17 protein-coding genes are annotated in these 16483 nt (G+C 71.0%); 12 read left to right on the top strand and 5 right to left on the bottom strand.

Annotated features, from left to right (window positions below; all coding sequences use genetic code 11):
* Nucleotides 1-87: 87 nt before the first annotated feature.
* The 5 genes from ENC19_RS12185 to ENC19_RS12205 all read left to right on the top strand — a co-directional run bounded on the left by ENC19_RS12185 (nt 88) and on the right by ENC19_RS12205 (nt 3625).
* Nucleotides 88-879 (top strand): LysR family transcriptional regulator, encoded by a 792-nt coding sequence (locus ENC19_RS12185; RefSeq protein WP_328824229.1) that lies wholly within the window; start codon nt 88-90, stop codon nt 877-879.
* A gap of 85 nt (nt 880-964) precedes the next feature.
* On the top strand, nt 965-1870 hold the full coding sequence (locus ENC19_RS12190; RefSeq protein WP_164447263.1) for a serine hydrolase: 906 nt from the start codon (nt 965-967) through the stop codon (nt 1868-1870).
* A gap of 119 nt (nt 1871-1989) precedes the next feature.
* Nucleotides 1990-2418 carry a hypothetical protein gene (locus ENC19_RS12195; RefSeq protein WP_164447264.1) on the top strand — a complete coding sequence of 143 codons (429 nt, stop codon included), beginning with the start codon at nt 1990-1992 and terminating at the stop codon, nt 2416-2418.
* Nucleotides 2412-2636: a helix-turn-helix transcriptional regulator gene (locus ENC19_RS12200; protein ID WP_164447265.1), complete on the top strand. Its 225-nt coding sequence runs from the start codon at nt 2412-2414 to the stop codon at nt 2634-2636. Before ENC19_RS12195 ends, ENC19_RS12200 begins: the two co-directional genes overlap by 7 nt.
* Entirely contained in the window at nt 2633-3625 is a 993-nt protein-coding gene (locus ENC19_RS12205; protein WP_164447266.1) for an NAD(P)-dependent alcohol dehydrogenase, read from the top strand. The genes ENC19_RS12200 and ENC19_RS12205 overlap by 4 nt, the downstream gene beginning before the upstream one ends.
* A 26-nt stretch (nt 3626-3651) precedes the next feature.
* Here the strand turns inward: ENC19_RS12205 and ENC19_RS12210 are convergent, their stop codons facing one another.
* The 3 genes from ENC19_RS12210 to argG form a co-directional block, all read right to left on the bottom strand.
* Nucleotides 3652-4623: a hypothetical protein gene (locus tag ENC19_RS12210; RefSeq protein ID WP_164447267.1), complete on the bottom strand. Its 972-nt coding sequence runs from the start codon at nt 4621-4623 to the stop codon at nt 3652-3654.
* A 190-nt stretch (nt 4624-4813) separates the two neighbouring features.
* Nucleotides 4814-4945: a hypothetical protein gene (locus tag ENC19_RS30975; protein ID WP_268968012.1), complete on the bottom strand. Its 132-nt coding sequence runs from the start codon at nt 4943-4945 to the stop codon at nt 4814-4816.
* A 72-nt stretch (nt 4946-5017) separates the two neighbouring features.
* Nucleotides 5018-6466, bottom strand: a complete 1449-nt coding sequence (argG, locus tag ENC19_RS12215) for an argininosuccinate synthase (RefSeq protein WP_164447268.1) — start codon at nt 6464-6466, stop codon at nt 5018-5020.
* Between the two features lie 123 nt (nt 6467-6589).
* On the opposite strand from argG, the gene ENC19_RS12220 reads away from it, so the two are divergent.
* From ENC19_RS12220 to ENC19_RS12245, 6 genes are all read left to right on the top strand, one after another.
* The gene (locus ENC19_RS12220) at nt 6590-7171 is read left to right on the top strand and encodes a carboxymuconolactone decarboxylase family protein (RefSeq protein WP_164447269.1); all 582 of its coding nucleotides are present in this window, start codon (nt 6590-6592) and stop codon (nt 7169-7171) included.
* A gap of 82 nt (nt 7172-7253) precedes the next feature.
* Nucleotides 7254-8018, top strand: a complete 765-nt coding sequence (locus ENC19_RS12225; protein WP_208020869.1) for a GNAT family N-acetyltransferase — start codon at nt 7254-7256, stop codon at nt 8016-8018.
* 111 nt (nt 8019-8129) lie between these two features.
* Complete coding sequence (locus ENC19_RS12230) at nt 8130-8711, top strand: nitroreductase/quinone reductase family protein (RefSeq protein WP_235944669.1); 582 nt, start codon at nt 8130-8132, stop codon at nt 8709-8711.
* Nucleotides 8712-9463: 752 nt separating this feature from the next.
* The gene (locus ENC19_RS12235) at nt 9464-10885 is read left to right on the top strand and encodes a CHAP domain-containing protein (protein WP_309246091.1); all 1422 of its coding nucleotides are present in this window, start codon (nt 9464-9466) and stop codon (nt 10883-10885) included.
* A 122-nt stretch (nt 10886-11007) separates the two neighbouring features.
* Complete coding sequence (locus ENC19_RS12240; RefSeq protein WP_164447270.1) at nt 11008-11622, top strand: GNAT family N-acetyltransferase; 615 nt, start codon at nt 11008-11010, stop codon at nt 11620-11622.
* Nucleotides 11623-11752: 130 nt separating this feature from the next.
* Entirely contained in the window at nt 11753-12103 is a 351-nt protein-coding gene (locus ENC19_RS12245) for a UBP-type zinc finger domain-containing protein (protein ID WP_164447271.1), read from the top strand.
* A 78-nt stretch (nt 12104-12181) separates the two neighbouring features.
* Here the strand turns inward: ENC19_RS12245 and ENC19_RS12250 are convergent, their stop codons facing one another.
* Nucleotides 12182-13120 (bottom strand): LysR family transcriptional regulator, encoded by a 939-nt coding sequence (locus ENC19_RS12250; protein ID WP_164447272.1) that lies wholly within the window; start codon nt 13118-13120, stop codon nt 12182-12184.
* Nucleotides 13121-13201: 81 nt separating this feature from the next.
* Between ENC19_RS12250 and ENC19_RS12255 the strand changes: the two genes are divergently transcribed.
* Nucleotides 13202-14173, top strand: a complete 972-nt coding sequence (locus tag ENC19_RS12255) for a DMT family transporter (protein WP_164447273.1) — start codon at nt 13202-13204, stop codon at nt 14171-14173.
* A gap of 117 nt (nt 14174-14290) precedes the next feature.
* Here the strand turns inward: ENC19_RS12255 and ENC19_RS12260 are convergent, their stop codons facing one another.
* The gene (locus ENC19_RS12260; RefSeq protein ID WP_164447274.1) at nt 14291-16069 is read right to left on the bottom strand and encodes a cellulose binding domain-containing protein; all 1779 of its coding nucleotides are present in this window, start codon (nt 16067-16069) and stop codon (nt 14291-14293) included.
* Nucleotides 16070-16483 lie beyond the last annotated feature (414 nt).

Raw genomic sequence — 16483 nt, forward strand, 5'->3', positions numbered from 1 at the left:
GGCCGGCACCCAGGTTCGCAGCGCCGCCCTCATGCTGTCGAAGACACCAGGGACGGCACCGATGCCGAATCGGCATAGAATGCCGGGGTGGATCTGGTGGCGGCCTGCCGGGCGTTCGTGTCGGTCGGCACCCACGGCAGCTTCACCATCGGCGCCTCGGTGGCCCGCATCCCGCAGTCGGTGGCGAGCCGACGGGTGGCCGCGCTGGAGCGTCACCTCGGCGGGCGCCTGTTCGACCGCACCTCGCGCAGCGTCACGCTCACTCCGTTCGGGCGGGACATGCTCGCCTCGGCCCGGCGGATCGTGGACCTGGCGGAGGCCATGGAACACGACGCCGAGCGGGCCCGGCTGCGCCCGTTCCGGCTGGCCGTGCCGGCGATCTGCGCGCCCCGGTCGCTGGCTCGGCTGGTCGTCGAGGCTCGCCGGCACGACCTGCACCTGGAGCTGCACCGGGGCGAGCCGGCGGAGCGGGCCCGGCTGCGAGAGCGCCACGAGGTGCGGGCCGCGCTGGTCTGCGTACCGGCGGACGAGGCCGCGTGGCGGGTGCCGCTGGGTCTCGCGGGCGGCACCGACCCGGGTGTGGAGCTGGTCCGGCTGGAGACGTTGCGTCCGTCACGGGCGGACCGCCGGGGGCGTCGGCGTCGGGTCTGGATCGCGCCGGAGGACGACGTGCCGCACGTGCGCGACCCGCTGACCCGGCTACGCGACGCCGTCGGGTTGCAGCCGACCCAGGTGGCGGTCGCGGCGTCCGTGGTCGATGCCGCCGCCGAGGCGCTCGCCGGCAGCGACCTGGTGCTCTGCTCCCCGTCGAGGCGGACGAACTCGGGCTGCACTGGCGGCCCCTCGGCGAGTCGCGGCCGGTCCGCGGCTACCAGGTGACGGCCGGTCTCCGGGAGGACGCCGAGCGGCTGCGTGGCGCGTTGGGTGCCGCCGTGGGCCGCTGTCTGGGCGTACCGGAGGCGGCATGACGGTCGGTCGACTGCTCCGCACCGCCCGGCAGACGCTGCGCGACGCCGGCCTGCGCGGCTGCCTGCTGGTCCGCGACCTCGACACCGGCGACGAGCTGGGCCTCGACGTCGACGTGGCGCTGCCCGTCGCGTCGCTGGTGAAGGTGCCGCTGGCGGTGGCCACGGTGGACCGGATCGAACGCGGTGAACTCGACGGTGCCACCGGAGTCACCGTGGCGCCCGGCCGGGTCCGCACCCCCGGACCGACCGGGTTGAGCCGGTTCCGGCACCCGGCCACCGTGGCGATCGACGACCTGCTCTACCTCAGCGTGGCGATCAGCGACGAGGGCGCCTCGGACGCGCTGTTCGCGCTCACCCCGCCCCCGATGGTCGCCGACACGCTGCGCCGGTTCGGCATCGATGGGATCAGCGTCCGGCACCGCACCCGCGACCTCACCGACACCCCGGCCGAGCGGCTCGCCCCGGAGGTGCACCTGGCGCACGCCCTCGCCGCGTCGGCGACCACCGCCGGTCAGGGCCATCCGATCGCCCAGTTGGACGTGGCCCGGGCCAACGCCGGCTCGGCCCGGGCCTTCGTCGACCTGCTGCACGCGCTGTGGCGCCCGTCGCGGATCCCGCCGGGGGTGGCGGCCCGGGTACGCGAGCTGATGGGTGACAACCTGCTGCGGCAGCGGCTCGCCCCGGACTTCAGCTCCGACGCCTCCCGCTGGTCGTCGAAGACCGGCACGCTGCTGAATCTGCGGCACGAGGTCGGCGTGGTGGAGCACGCCGACGGGCAGGCGTACGCGGTGGCCGCGCTGAGCGAGTCGGCGGTGCCGGCGGCCGTGCAGCCGCAGGCCGAGGCGGCGCTGGCGCAGGTGGCACGGGAGCTGCACGACGCCCTGCGCGCCGCCCGACGCTGACCCCGACGACGGGTCCCGACCACCCGGCCGCACGACCCGGCATGTAAAGATTTCTCGACATGGTGTCTAGAAAGCCTTACTCTCGTGATGTCACGAATTTTTTACATCGAGGAGTCGTCATGACCCATCAGGAGAAGCGGGCCTGGATCATGCTGGTGGTCAGCGTGGTCGGCTACGCCGTCTACGTGGCCGTGGTCCTGAGCCGGGTCGACGACGGGCGGCTGACCGCGACACCGTACGCCGGCGTCCTGCTCTGGACGGTCGGCGGCGCCATCGCCGCCAGCATGCTCCTCGAGATCGGACTCGGCGTGGTGAATCCGCGCGCCTCACGGGTCAGCGACGTGCGCGACCGGGAGATCGGGCGGTTGGGCGACCACGTCGGGCAGGCGTTCGTGGTGATCGGCGCGGTGTCGGCGATGCTCATGGCGATGGCGCAGTGGCACTGGTTCTGGATCGCCAACGTGGTCTACCTCTGCTTCGTGCTGTCCGCGTTGGTCGGCTCGCTGGCAAAGGTGATCGTCTACCGCCGGGGCGTGCCGCAGTGGTGAAACCGACCCGCGTCACCAACAACATCCGGGCGCTGCGTTTCGCCCGCGACGAGATGACCCAGGCAGCGCTGGCCGAGCGGATCGGCGTGACCCGGCAGACCGTCATCGCCATCGAGCAGGGCCGCTACTCCCCCTCGTTGGAAATGGCCTTCCGGATCGCCCACGTGCTCGACGTACGGCTCGACGAGGTGTTCCAGTACCCCGAGGAGGCATCGTGAAGGCGATCGTGCACGACCACTACGGCCCGCCGTCCACAGTTCATCTCCGCGACCTCGACCGTCCCGGCGTCGGCGACCACGAGGTGCTGGTGCGGGTCCACGCCGCCGGTGTCGACCCGGGAGTGTTGATCTTCTTGGCGGGGCGCCCCTACCTGGTCCGACTCGCCGCCGGGCTGCGCCGGCCCCGGATACCGGTCCTCGGTCGGGACGTGGCCGGCGTGGTGGCCGAGGTCGGCGCCCGGGTGACCCGCTTCCGGCCCGGCGACGAGGTGTACGGCACCACGCTGCGCGGGTCGTACGCCGAGTTCACCGCCACCCACGAGCGGCGGCTGGCCGGCAAGCCGGCGAACCTGACCTTCGCGCAGGCCGCCGCCGTGCCCGTCTCCGGGATGACCGCCCTGCGCGCGGTCCGCGACACCGGCCAGGTGCGACCGGGTCACCGGGTGCTGGTCATCGGCGCCTCCGGCGGCGTCGGTTCCCAGGCCGTGCAGATCGCCAAGGCGTACGGTGCGACGGTCACCGGCGTCTGCCACCCGACGAAGACCGACTTCGTCCGCTCCCTCGGTGCCGACGACGTGCTCGACTACACCCACGAGGAGATAGACCGGGACGGCCCGGTGTACGACGTGGTCATCGACACCGGCGGCAACCGTCCGCTGTCGCTGCTGCGCCGCGCGCTCACCCCACGCGGGACGCTGGCCCTGGTCGGCGGCGACTGGACCCGGGGGGCGCTGCTCGGCGGCTACGGCCGACAGATGTTCGGCGCGCCGCTGCTGTCCACGGTGGTCGGTCACCGGCTGCGCGCCGTCAGCGCCCGGGACCGCGTCGATGACCTCGACGAGCTGCGCGACCTCGCCGAGTCCGGCGCGCTCACCCCACGGGTCGAGCGTAGCTATCCGCTCGCGGAGACCGCCGAAGCGCTGCACCACCTCGCCGACCGGCATCCGGCCGGCAAGGTGGTGGTCACCGTCTCCGGACCGCAGACATGAACGGCCACCGCCGCTGGGCCGGAGCGCTACCGAAAGAGCGTGGCGCGCCCGGCCCGGCTGCCCACCAGGCGATTCCGGCTGTCCAGGTCGTTTACCGCGTCCGTGGCACCCAGCCCGTGGGCGGTCAGGTCGACGGCCTGCCCGGCCCACCACAGGACGGGTCGTCGGACACCGGCGGCGGTGTCGGCGCCGCCCAGGACCACCCCCAGGTCGTTCACGGCGATCGCCCGACTCGTCGCACCGCCCAGAGTGCCCAGGTCGGTCAGCACCCCGGCACGCCAGCGGAAGGCCCGGCCACCGGCCACGCCGACCACGTGGCCGAGGTTGTTGATCGCCGTCGCCTGGTCGCCGACGCGGGTGACGACGCCGTCCCGCAACCGGCCTCCCACACAGGTGCACGGGTAGTCGTACGGCGGGACGTTGAAGGTGCCCACCACGTCGCCCCGGTTGTTGAACCCGGTGGTCAGCTCGTAGAAGTCCTGCCGGCCCAGGTCGGTGATCGCACCGTCCCGCCACACCACACGGTGCGGGATGTCGGTGGCCGGGTTACTCAGGCCGAGCACCTCTCCCCGGTCGTTGACGGCGACCGCCTCGCTGTAGTCGCCGCCGAGGGTACCCAGGTCGATCATCTGGCCATTTCGCCAGAGCACGGCCCGGGTGATCAGCTCAGGGCCGGTCGAGGTGCCGACCACCTCGCCGCGCTCGTTGACGTCGACCGCGGTGGACTCCAGGTGCCCGGGCAACACACCGAGGTCGGTCATCACCCCGTTGCGCCAGACGAACGCGTGCCGGGCGCCGTCGGCCGTCAAACTCCAGCCGACGACCGTGCCCCGGTCGTTCGTCGCGGTGGCGGCGCTGGCGGCACCGCCCAGGGTTCCCAGGTCGACGGCACGGTAGGCCAGGGCAGCCGAGGCTGCGGTGGCGGGCAGGACGGTCAGCGCGGACACGACGAGCACGGACGCGGACACGACGGCGGCCAGGCGGGTGGGATACCTCAACGGGTCCTCCTCGGGAAACGATGACGGATCGACGCCCGCACCCGGTGAGCTGTGCGCGACAGGTCGACCACGCACAGTAGATCGGACTACCGGGAAGGTCACCTCGGTCGATCAGTCACCGATCGATGGCCGGGTGCCGCCCGCGACCGGGCGAGTGGCGGAAAACTGGGTGCAGAAGCCGGCCGGCTCGTCAGAACGTGTAGCGGGGCACGGCCAACCACCAGTAACCCGTCCAGGCGGCCGCCGCGACGCCGATGGCGGCGGCGATCCCGAGCCAGCGGCCAACCCGCGCGGGCCGGCCCGGACTCGCGGTTCCCGTCACGCCAGTCACCGTATTGACGGTCTCCCGGTACGTCGTGTCCGGTCGCTCGTCGACGTGCCGAGGACCGGCGGGTCAGTCGACCCCGAACTCCATCGCGGCCCGGTCGAGCGCCTCGTCCTCCGCCGACGGGACCCCCCGGGAGGCGATGGCCTCCGCGCCACCTTCCGGCATCGCGCCGATCAGCCCGGTCGAGGCCGCCTGGGCCGCACCGACCACCCGCTGCGGAGCGCCGCCGACCATGCCCAGGTGCGCGTACTGCTCCAGCTTGGCCCGCGAGTCGGCGATGTCGAGGTTGCGCATGGTGAGCTGGCCGATGCGGTCGGCCGGGCCGAAGGCGGAGTCCGTCGTACGCTCCATCGACAGCTTGTCCGGGTGGTAGCTGAAGGCCGGGCCGGTGGTGTCCAGGATCGAGTAGTCCTCACCCCGACGCAGCCGCAGCGTCACCTCGCCGGTGACGGCCGTGCCCACCCAGCGCTGCAGCGACTCACGCAGCATCAGCGCCTGCGGGTCCAACCACCGGCCCTCGTACATCAGCCGACCCAGCCGACGGCCCTCGTTGTGGTAGTTGGCCAGGGTGTCCTCGTTGTGGATGGCGTTGACCAGCCGCTCGTACGCGGCGTGCAGCAGCGCCATGCCGGGGGCCTCGTAGATGCCGCGGCTCTTGGCCTCGATGATCCGGTTCTCGATCTGGTCGGACATGCCGAGTCCGTGCCGGCCGCCGATGGCGTTGGCCTCCAGCACCAGGTCGACCGCGCTGCCGAACTCCTTGCCGTTGATGGTCACCGGCCGGCCCTGGTCGAAGCCGATCGTCACGTCCTCGGTGGGTATCTCCACCGACGGATCCCAGAACCGGACGCCCATGATCGGGTTGACCGTCTCGATGCCGGTGTCGAGGTGTTCGAGCGTCTTCGCCTCGTGCGTGGCACCCCAGATGTTGGCGTCGGTGGAGTACGCCTTCTCGGTGCTGTCCCGGTACGGCAGGTCCCGGGCCAGCAGCCACTCCGACATCTCCTTGCGGCCGCCCAGGTCGCTGACGAAGTCGGTGTCCAGCCACGGCTTGTAGATGCGCAGCTGCGGGTTGGCCAGCAGGCCGTAGCGGTAGAACCGCTCGATGTCGTTGCCCTTGAAGGTCGAGCCGTCGCCCCAGATCTGCACGTCGTCGGAGATCATCGCCCGCACCAGCAGCGTGCCGGTGACCGCGCGCCCCAGCGGCGTGGTGTTGAAGTAGGCCCGCCCGCCCGAGCGGATGTGGAAGGCGCCGCAGGTCAGCGCGGCAAGGCCCTCCTCCACCAGGGCCGCGCGGCAGTCGACGAGCCGGGCGACCTCGGCGCCGTAGCTGAGTGCCCGGTCGGGCACCGAGGCGATGTCGGGTTCGTCGTACTGGCCGATGTCGGCGGTGTAGGCGCACGGGATGGCGCCCTTGTCGCGCATCCACGCGACCGCGACGGAGGTGTCGAGGCCGCCGGAGAAGGCGATGCCGACACGTTCACCACTGGGCAGGGAGGTCAGGACCTTGGACACAAGGAAAAGTATGCACCATTGCGTATGGTCATGCAAACGGTCGGTTGGTGTTTCCGGCTGGCCTGTCACAGCACCTCACCGCCCGGTGTCTGGACGGGCAGGACCGACAGGCGAGGAGGAGACATGGCCCGCATTCCCGCGGCGGAACTCACCGGCGTACACGGCGCACTGCTCAAGCGGATCATCAGGAAGAAGTTCGGCGCGGTGCCCGACGCGCTCGGAGTCATGGGGCACAACCGGCGGGTGTTGCGCACCAGCATGGGCATGGGACGGGCAGCCACCCGGTGGAACGCCTGCGACCAGGATCTCAAGTCGTACGCCCACATGGCGGCCGTCTCCCTGATCGGCTGCTCCTTCTGCCTCGACCTGGGCTACTTCCAGGCGCACAACGAAGGGCTCGACCTGGCCAAGGCCCGCGAGGTGCCCCGGTGGCGCGAATCGGAGGTCTTCACCGCGCTGGAACGCGACGTCCTGGCGTATGCGGAGGCGATGTCGCAGACCCCACCCACGGTCAGCGACGACCTTTCCGCCCGACTGCTCAACCAACTCGGGGCCCCGGCGCTGGTCGAACTCACCGCGTTCGTCGCCGCCGCGAACCTGGCCGCGCGGATGAACGTCGCGCTCGGCATCGAGGCGCAGGGCATGGCGGCGGCATGTGGCCTACCGCCCCTGGCCCAGCCGAGCCACGCAACCTCGCTGACATGATCGGCGCCCGCCTGCTGAGCCGGTCATGGCTGGGCGGACGGGTCACACGGCCGGACGGGCGGTTGAGGCGAGGTGAAAATCAGTGGCCGACGCCCGCGATGGGCAGCAGGCTGCCGACATGGACGTCGACCCGTTGCTGGCACGGGCCCGGCAGGTGTGGACCGGGCTGGCCGGCTCACCGATCAGCTTTCCCGCCCGGCAGGTCGCGGTGGCGGCCTCGGCGAACTCGTCGATGTGCCCGCCGGGCTGGGTCGGCGTCGTCGCCCTGGGTGACGCCGCGATCTGTACGGTACCGACGGATGACCTGGTGGGCCTGGTGACGCGCGCCTGCCGCACACTCCCGGTCGATGCGCTGACCGACCCCGATCGACTGTCCGCCGTGCTGCCAGTCGCAGAGGTGCTGGGTCCGGCCGCCCTGGCCTACTGCGACGACCACAGCTACCGACCGCACCGGCTGCAGGCCACGGAGCAGCTACCCGTCCACCACCCTGATCTTGTCGACTTCCTGGCGTCGGTCCCGGCCGAGGACGCGGCGGAGTGCGGGCTGGTCGAGATCACCTCTGCCGCGTACGTCCTCCGGGCCGGAACGGCCATCGTCGCGGCGGCCGGCTACCGGCACTGGCCGGGACGGGTGGCCCACCTGAGCGTGCTGACCGCGCCGCGCCGGCGTGGGCGCGGCTTCGCCCGCACCGTCGCCGCTGCGGCAACGGCGGACGGCCTGGCGAAGGGGTTGTTGCCCCAGTGGCGGGCTCGACCGGCAGCCTCCCGTCGGGTGGCGCGGGCGCTCGGTTTCCGCGAACTCGGCGCCCAGCTCAGCGTCCGCGTCGACGGCCGCGACGCAAGGTGACGTGTCCACCGCCGGGCGCACCCCACCCGCCTCGGGACTTCCGCCCCTTAGCAACCGACAGCCACCGTCCTACCGTCGACGCGAGGGACGCGACGCCGGGAAGGACCCACCATGGACCAGGTCAGCGACCGACGGCTCCACCGGTTCAAGCGGTGGATGTACCGCAGCGGCAGACCGAACTGGTTGGCGCGGTCGATGAACCGCGTCTCGGCGTGGCAGTTCTCGGCGGGCTTTCTCGCCCCCGGCAACTGGGTCACCCTGGAGGTGGCCGGTCGGCGTAGCGGTCGGACGGTGTCGTTCCCCGTGGTCGCCGTCGACCACGACGGCCGGCGGTACCTGGTGTCGATGCTCGGCGAGCGGGCGAACTGGGTACGCAACGTACGGGCCGCCGCCGGGCGGGCGGTGCTGCGACACGGCCACCGCCGACCGGTGCTGCTGGTGGAGGAGCCGGTCGAGCGGCGGGCACCGGTCCTGCGCCACTATCTGGAGAAGGCTCCGGGCGCGAGACCGCACCTGCCGGTCCACCGGGGGGCGCCGCTCGCGGAGTTCGCGCGAATCGCCGCCGAATACCCGGTGTTCCGGATACTGCCCCGAGCGGAAAAGGGACCAGGCCCGGCGAGAATTCTGGGCGTCGCGCCAGGCCAACCGGAACTTGTTCCAAAAACTTCGAGCCGCAAGGGGTTCCGGGGCTGACAGGACATCGACCGGAACCGTATGCTGCGATGGCGAGGCCGAAAGAACGTCGCGTTTCCCGGCAGGGGCCGCGTCGGCAAATGCGTGCGCACACGAAAGGAGGCATGGCCCGCGCAGGTAAAGAATCGGCACATCGCGCGAACGGGGGATTTTATGAATAGGTTCCGACAGATCGTGGCCGTGTTCGGCCTTCCGACGGTCATGTTCGTCGCCGCACCACCTGTCCCGGCCCAGGCCGCCGTCGGGGAGTGTCCAAGCGGACGGCGGTGCGTGGGGGACGGCGTGAACGGCACCGGCGCCCGGTAAGTCTGGGCTGGCCGAGACGTACGACTGGTACGGCGGCTAGACGTCTGCTCCCGGGCAGAAGCTAACCCGCTCGCTTGGCTCGAGACACGACGAGCGGCGTTGACCATCTGCACGAGACCAGTTTCGGAAACGTCGGCGCTGGACCCATCATGAGCCCGGGTCCCTACCACTCGGCGAGTCCTTCCCGGCACCTCTACGACAGCCGAGACCACTTCGGCTGACCATCGCCGGGAGAAGTTCCGGAACGTCACAGTAATCGGCGACAGTGACGACTGTCGGCTGCACCATGCCCAGCGAGACGGGCATTACCACTGCAACAGATGGTGCTGATTTTTGCGTGCACCCATCCACTGCGGGTCATTTTTCGACAAGCCTCTGGTCACTCGACGAGGGGCACAATCCATGGGAATCAAATGAATAGAACAAGAATTGGTCGTCGCTTGCTTGTGGTCGCGATCGCGGTCGGGGTCGCCGGCGGGTCGGCTCTCGTCGCGCCGGCCGCCCACGCCGCCCCGACGAGGGCCGGCATCGTCAGCATCGCGACGCGCGAACTGAACAACTCCAGCCGCAACCACGAGATCGGGAACAACTGCAGCTACTACGGCGGCGTGATGTTCGGCTGGCCGTCCTGCGGAGGCCGGGCCGGTTGGGGCGGTGGGGGTGACTGGTACGCCTGGTGCGCCGCGTTCGCGAAGTACGTGTGGCGGGAAGCCGGCGTCACCTCCGGCATGTCGCAGATCGACGGCTACGCCCGGTCCTTCAAGACGTACGGGCAGAACCAGGGCACCTGGCATTCCCGCGGCAGCAGCTACGTCCCGAAGCCCGGTGACGCGGTCACCTTCGACTGGGGCAACAACGGCGACATCGACCACGTGGGCATCGTGACGTCGTTGTCAGGAACCACCCTCCGCACGATCGAGGGCAACACCAGTGATCGGGTCGCTCGGCACACCTACTACAACTACAAGAACAATTCCCAGATCGAGGGTTTCACCACGGCCGTCGGAGTCACCCAGGAAACCCCTCCAGTCGAGCCCGAGCCCTGGGTCGCCGACGTGACGGGTGACGGCTTCCACGACCTGGTGGGGCGGACGACCGACGGAACGCTGATGCTGTACTCGAACAACTTCGTCCGCGACGACGGGGATCCGTACAGCACCTCGGCCTCCCGTGAGATCGGCAGCGGCTGGGGCAACTTCAACACGGTCGTGCACGCCGACGTCACCGGGGACGGTTTCGCCGACCTCGTGGCCCGCAAGCCGGACGGCACCCTCTGGCTGTACTCCAACAACTTCGTCCGCGACGACGGCGACCCCTACAGCACCTCAGCCTCCCGCCAGATCGGCAGCGGCTGGAACAACTTCAACACGATCATCGGCGCCGACGTCACCGGAGACGGCTTCGCCGACCTCGTGGCCCGCAAGCCGGACGGCACCCTCTGGCTGTACTCCAACAACTTCGTCCGCGACGACGGCGACCCCTACAGCACCTCAGCCTCCCGCCAGATCGGCAGCGGCTGGAACAACTTCAACACGATCATCGGCGCCGACGTCACCGGAGACGGCTTCGCCGACCTCGTGGCCCGCAAGCCGGACGGCACCCTCTGGCTGTACTCCAACAACTTCGTCCGCGACGACGGCGACCCCTACAGCACCTCAGCCTCCCGCCAGATCGGCAGCGGCTGGAACAACTTCAACACGATCATCGGCGCCGACGTCACCGGAGACGGCTTCGCCGACCTCGTGGCCCGCACCACCACCGGCACGCTTCTGCTCTACTCGAACAACTTCGTCCGGGACGATGGCGTCCCGTACAGCCAGTACCGGCAGATCGGCAGCGGCTGGAACAACTTCAACATCCTCATCTGATCGGCGGACACCGTCACGGCGCGCCCGGCCCTCGGCCGGGCGCGCTGTGCCGTGCCGTGCTGCCGACGCGGTAGGCCATCCCCGCACGGTCCAGCGTGCCGATGACATGCGATCGTGGCCCGATGCCGCAACCGATTCTGCGTACCGATCGTCTGCTGCTGGTTCCGCTCGCCGACCGGCACCTCGATTTGGAGGTCGAGCTGGACTCCGACCCCGAAGTGCTGCGCTACCTCTACGGCCGGGCCCGCACCAGGGACGAGGTGATCGGATCGCACGCGAACCGGATGGCACTGGCCGACAAGGTGGACGGCCTGGGCTACTGGATGGCGTTCGGCACCGACGGCGGGGCGCGCGGTTCGACGCCGCCGCCGGCCGAGGACGACGGCGAGTTTGTCGGGCTGATGATGCTGCCGCCGGCACACGGCCCCGACCAGCCGGACGACCCGACGGTCAGCGATCTCGGCTACCGCCTGCCGCGCCGGCACTGGGGCAAGGGTCTGGCCAGCGAGGCCAGCCGGGAACTGCTGCGGCACGCCTTCGACACGGTCGGCCAGCGTCGGGTCATCGCGCAGACCATGACCGTGAACACCGGATCCCGCCGGGTGATGGAGGCGGTCGGCCTGCGCTACATCCGCACCTTCTTCCCGTCCTGGGACGATCCGCTGCCCGGGACGGAACAGGGCGAGGTCGAATACGCCATCACCCGCGAGGAGTGGCGGGCCACCCGTCCCGGGTGAGCTGCCCGACCGGGGACCGTGCGGCGAGGAACCAGGGGGTGACCCGCCCGGACTGGCCGGGGGTAGAGTTGCCGGCTGCTGGCGCGCGGTGCTCGCCACCGGGCGGACCGCTTGACGGAGAGGACACGCCATGGAAGGCATCGACCCGGAGGTGCCGCCGAGCGGCCCGGGCTGCGCCGACTGCATGGCGGCCGACCCGCCGGGCTGGTGGTTCCATCTCCGGCGGTGCGGCCAGTGCGGTCACGTCGGATGCTGTGACTCCTCGCCCAGCCAGCACGCCAGCGCCCACCACGCCGCGACCGGGCACCGGTTCGTCCGCAGCTTCGAGCCCGGCGAGGAGTGGTTCTGGGACTACGACGAGCAGGTGCTGTACGAGCAGGGTCCGTCGCTGGTGGCACCGGCGCACCGTCCCCCGGAGCAGGGCGCACCGGCCCCGGCCGACCGGGTGCCGGCCGACTGGAAGCGCCACCTGCACCGCTAGACCCTGTCCTCGGAGCATCGGCGTACCCTCGCCTGAACTCGACGAGGTCATGCGGTTCCGGCACCCGGAACTCCGGAGTCACCCCGCTCCGTCAGGTGCGACAAGTGCATGATCAGCATCGAGCGGTGGGGCGGAGTGGGCGGCGTCGCGCAGGGCGGCGACCGCCGTCCGGGCCGCCGGGGTGTGCTCGACGGCGTCGTCCACCACCACGTGGATCGACCGGGTCGGCGTCGGGCGGAGCAGCCGCACACAGGTCACGCCCTCGGGCAGGTGTGCCGCGCCGAGCGCGGGGAGCACCGTGAGGCCGATGCCGGCGGCGACGAAGGCCAACGCGGTCCGGTAGTCGTGCGCCTCGACCCGGAAGGCCGGGCGGAAACCGGCGGCGGTGCAGGCTTCGAGCAGGTTGGCGCGGCACCAGCCCCGGGCGAAGTCGTTGTCGACCCAGCGCTCGTCGGCGAGGTCGACCAGGTCGGCCTCCGTCCGGCCGGCGAGGCGGTGCCCGACCGGCACCACCGCGACGTACGGATCGTCGAGGAGGTGATGGGCGGTGAAGCCCGGCCCGGGGTCGAAGCCGCCACCCGCCACGACCACCTGCACGTCGGCGCGCTCCTCCCGGCTGTCCGGGATGTGTTCGCGCAGTTGCAGGTCGAGCCGTACGCCGGGGAAGCCGGTGAGGACGGACCGCACCACGTGTGGCATCCACGCCGCGCCCACCGACGCGAAGTACGCGATGGACAGTGTGCCGGTGCGGCCGGTGCGCAGATCCGCGATGAGCGACTCGGCCGCGCCGACCCGGGCGAGCACCCGGTCGGCCTCGGCGGCGAGAGCGTGCCCGGCGGCCGTGGGCCGCAACCCCCGCCCTGCCTTGGCGAGGAGGGTGAGACCCGTCTCGCGTTGCAGTGCGGTGAGGTGCTGACTGACGGCGGAGGGGGTGTAGCCGAGGTTGGTGGCGGCGGCCTGGACGGACCCGGACGCCACGACGGAACGGAAGACCCGGAGGCGGTGAACGTCAAGCACCGCCCAACGATAAAGCGCGACTTAATCGTTGTGAAGGAACAGTCGCTGGTGCTGAATCGTCGGGCGGCCGAGAATCACCCCATGAGCAGCCCGTCGATGACCGAGCCCGCCGCCCCGATCCGAGCCGTGCCCGCGTACACCTGGCCGGAGGACCGGCCCCGGTCCTGGCCGATCGTCGCCGCGGCCGGGACCACGGTCGTGCTCTGGGCCTCGGCGTTCGTGGGCATCCGGTTCGCCGGGCACGACTACTCCCCCGGCGCGATGGCCCTGGGCCGCATGGTGGCGGCCTCGGCCGCGCTGAGCGTGTTCGTCGCGTTCACCGCCGGCCGCCGGCGCGCCCGCACGCCGCACGTGGGGAACCGCCCGGGCACCCTGCCCCGGGGTGGGGTGCTGGGACTCGTGGCACTGTGGGGCGTGGCCTGGTTCGGCGGGTACAACGTGGCGCTCAACGCCGCCGAGCGGCTGGTCGACGCCGGGACGGCGGCCCTGCTCGTGGCGGTCGCGCCCATCCTGGTCGCGGTGGCCGCGGTCCTCGTCCTGGGCGAGCGGCTCACCCGCCGGCTCGGTGTCGGGGTGGCGGTCGCCTTCGTGGGCGTGGCCCTGATCGCGGCCAGTGGCTTCACCGGGCACGCCGACCAGGTCGGCGTCGCGCTGGCGGTGCTCTCCGCCCTGCTGTACGCCTTCGCCGTACTGCTGCAGAAGCGCCTCCTGGCGCGGATGGCCGCGCCGACGATGACCTGGCTCGGCGCGCTGGCCGGGACGGCGGCCCTGCTGCCGTTCGCCCCCACGCTGCTGGCGGAACTCGCGGCAGCCCCGCCACCGGCCACCGTCGGCGTGCTGTTCCTGGGCGTGTTCCCGACCGCGATCGGGTTCCTCACCTGGGGTTACGTGCTGTCTCGGTGGACGGCGGGGCGCACCACCGCCGCCACGTACCTGGTCCCGCCGGTCACCGTCCTGCTGTCCTGGACGCTGCTGGGCGAGGTGCCGGCACCGCTGGCCCTGCTGGGCGGCGCGCTCTGCCTGACCGGCGTGGTCTTCGCGACGCGCCGCTGACGGGGTCGGACATCCGCCGACGCGAGTCGGCGACTCGCGTCGTGTGCGGGCAACCAGCGGTCGGGCGGTGCACGCCGGCTGGGCCGGCGTGCACCGCTTCGACGGGAAAGGCGCTGCTCAGCTACAGGTGGCGCCGTTGAGGGTGAAGCCGGTGGGTGGGGCGTCGTTGCCGCTGTGCGTGGCCTGGAAGCCGATGGTGACGGAGGCTCCTGGCGGTATGGCGGGGTTGTAGCTGACGTTCGTCGCGGTCACCTGACCGCTGGTCGGTGAGTACGTGGCACCCCAGCCGGAGGTGATCGTCTGCCCGGCGGCGAGGGTGAATCTCAGCGACCAGCCGTTGACGGTGCTCGTACCGGTGTTGGTGATGGTGATGTTGTCGACCAGACCGTTGTTCCACGCGTTGACCGCGTTGGTCACCCGACACGTCCCCGTTGGTCCGGTGGTCGGCGTCGGGGTGGGCGTCGGGGTCGGGGTCGGGCTGACCGTTGGCGTCGGCGTCGCAGTGGCCGTCGGCGTCGGCGAGGCGGACCCCTCGGTCAGGACGATCGTGGAGATGCTCCGGGCGGGCACGTTCACGGTCGCCTGGCCCCCACTGACGTTCACCGCCTGCGACTGGGCGCCCGAGGTCCGCGAGGTGACGGTGTACCCGGCCGCCGAAATGTTCTGCGGCACCTGGACGACCGCGTCGTTGACCGCGTTGTTCGACCGGTTGAGCAGCACCAGCACGACCTTGCCCCGGCCACGGTAGGCGGTGACCTCCAGCCCGGAAGCCCGCGAACTCTTCGACACGCCCACCCGGCGGTCACCGGGACGGACGTACTTCGCGTACTGGGAGAACGCCTGGCCGCGCTTGAGGACCGCGCCCTTGGTGGTGCCGTACTGCGCGTCGCCGTCACCGATGAAGGAGTAGAAGCGGCGGCCGTACCACCAGATGTAGGCGCTCCAGTTCGCCTCCATCGACCGGTGCACGGTCCGCATGATGTCGTCGAGGGTCTCGTTCCAGACGGCCGTGTTGCCGGGGTCTCCCCAGATGTTCGCGCCGTTTCCGTCGGCGGCGTGCAGATTCCACTCGGTCATCCACTGGTTCTTGCCGTACTGCGCGGCCAGCGGGTAGGGCGACAGGTTCCCGCTGTTCTCGGCGTCGTACAGGTGGCCGCCGACGTAACCGATGTTGTTGCGCGCGGTGGCGTCCTGCAAGGTGGGGTCGGAGTACTGGCGCGCGAACCGCAGGGACTCGCCGACCATGAGCTGGGTGTCCCTGACCCGGGCACCGTGGTCGCGGACGAAGTTGCGCATCTCGGTGCCGGTCCAGTCCATCGAGTCGTAGTCGGGGTGCCAGTCCGGCTCGTTCTGGATCGAGGTCACGTCGACGGTGACCCCCCGGCCCTTCATGAACTGCACGTAACTGTTGAGGTGCTCGGCATAGTCGTCGTAGTAGTCGGTCCTCAGCTTGCCGCCGTTGACCCTGCTGTTGTTCGTCTTGAAGTGGGCCGGCGCCGTCCACGGCGAGGCGAGGATCTTCACGTCGGATCCGTAGGACTTCGCCGTTTGCAGGCTGGCCGCGTACAGACCCCATTCGCTCGTCACGGGCGACACCACGGTCCGTACGATCGACAGACCGAGCTGTCCCGGCCCCGTACCGACGAGGGTCTGGGTTTCGCTCGTCGTCCACGGGTCACCGGAACCACCGAAGATCGGCGTCGCGGCGCCGAACCCGTCGATCGTCTGGTAGCTCGACGAGGTGTTGACGGTGATGTCGGGTGTCGCGGCCAGCGAGGGTGGCGCGGTCAGGATCCCCGCCACGGTGACCAGCGAGGTCGTCGCGGCGAGCACGGCGACCGCGATGGCTCCCCGGCGGCGGGACGGTGGGACGGTGTCAGGATGGGCAAGCCTCATCGGGCTTCCTCTCTACCGCCGCTGCGATGCAGGTGGCGGCGTTTCGGCGCAGCTGGCAGGGGCCAGCCCGAGCGGGCAGCCGACCGGCCGCCTGCCGTCGCCCCCAGCTACAAGTCGATCAGGAACATCCGATGCCCGGCCGTTGCCCTCGGCTCAGGTCATCAATCGCTGCCACTCCCACGCGACGCATCGACAGGCATCTTGCCAGTGCGTCCCGACGCACTGCAATCGTTTGCCGCCCGCGCCTGCACCGCTTGGCCAGGACGGCTGGGCGGCCATCGCCCCCGAAGCACGGACGTCCACAGCTCGGCTGCCGGGGCAGCATGCTCACGCCCCGGGTGTCGCGGGCCCGATGCCCACCGTGGCGGTGCAGGTGGTCCTGGCGCGGTGTGTAGGACAGTTCCGCCGCCGCAG

The organism is Verrucosispora sioxanthis (genome assembly GCF_010560025.1).
GTDB classification, from domain to species: Bacteria; Actinomycetota; Actinomycetes; order Mycobacteriales; family Micromonosporaceae; genus Micromonospora; species Micromonospora palythoicola.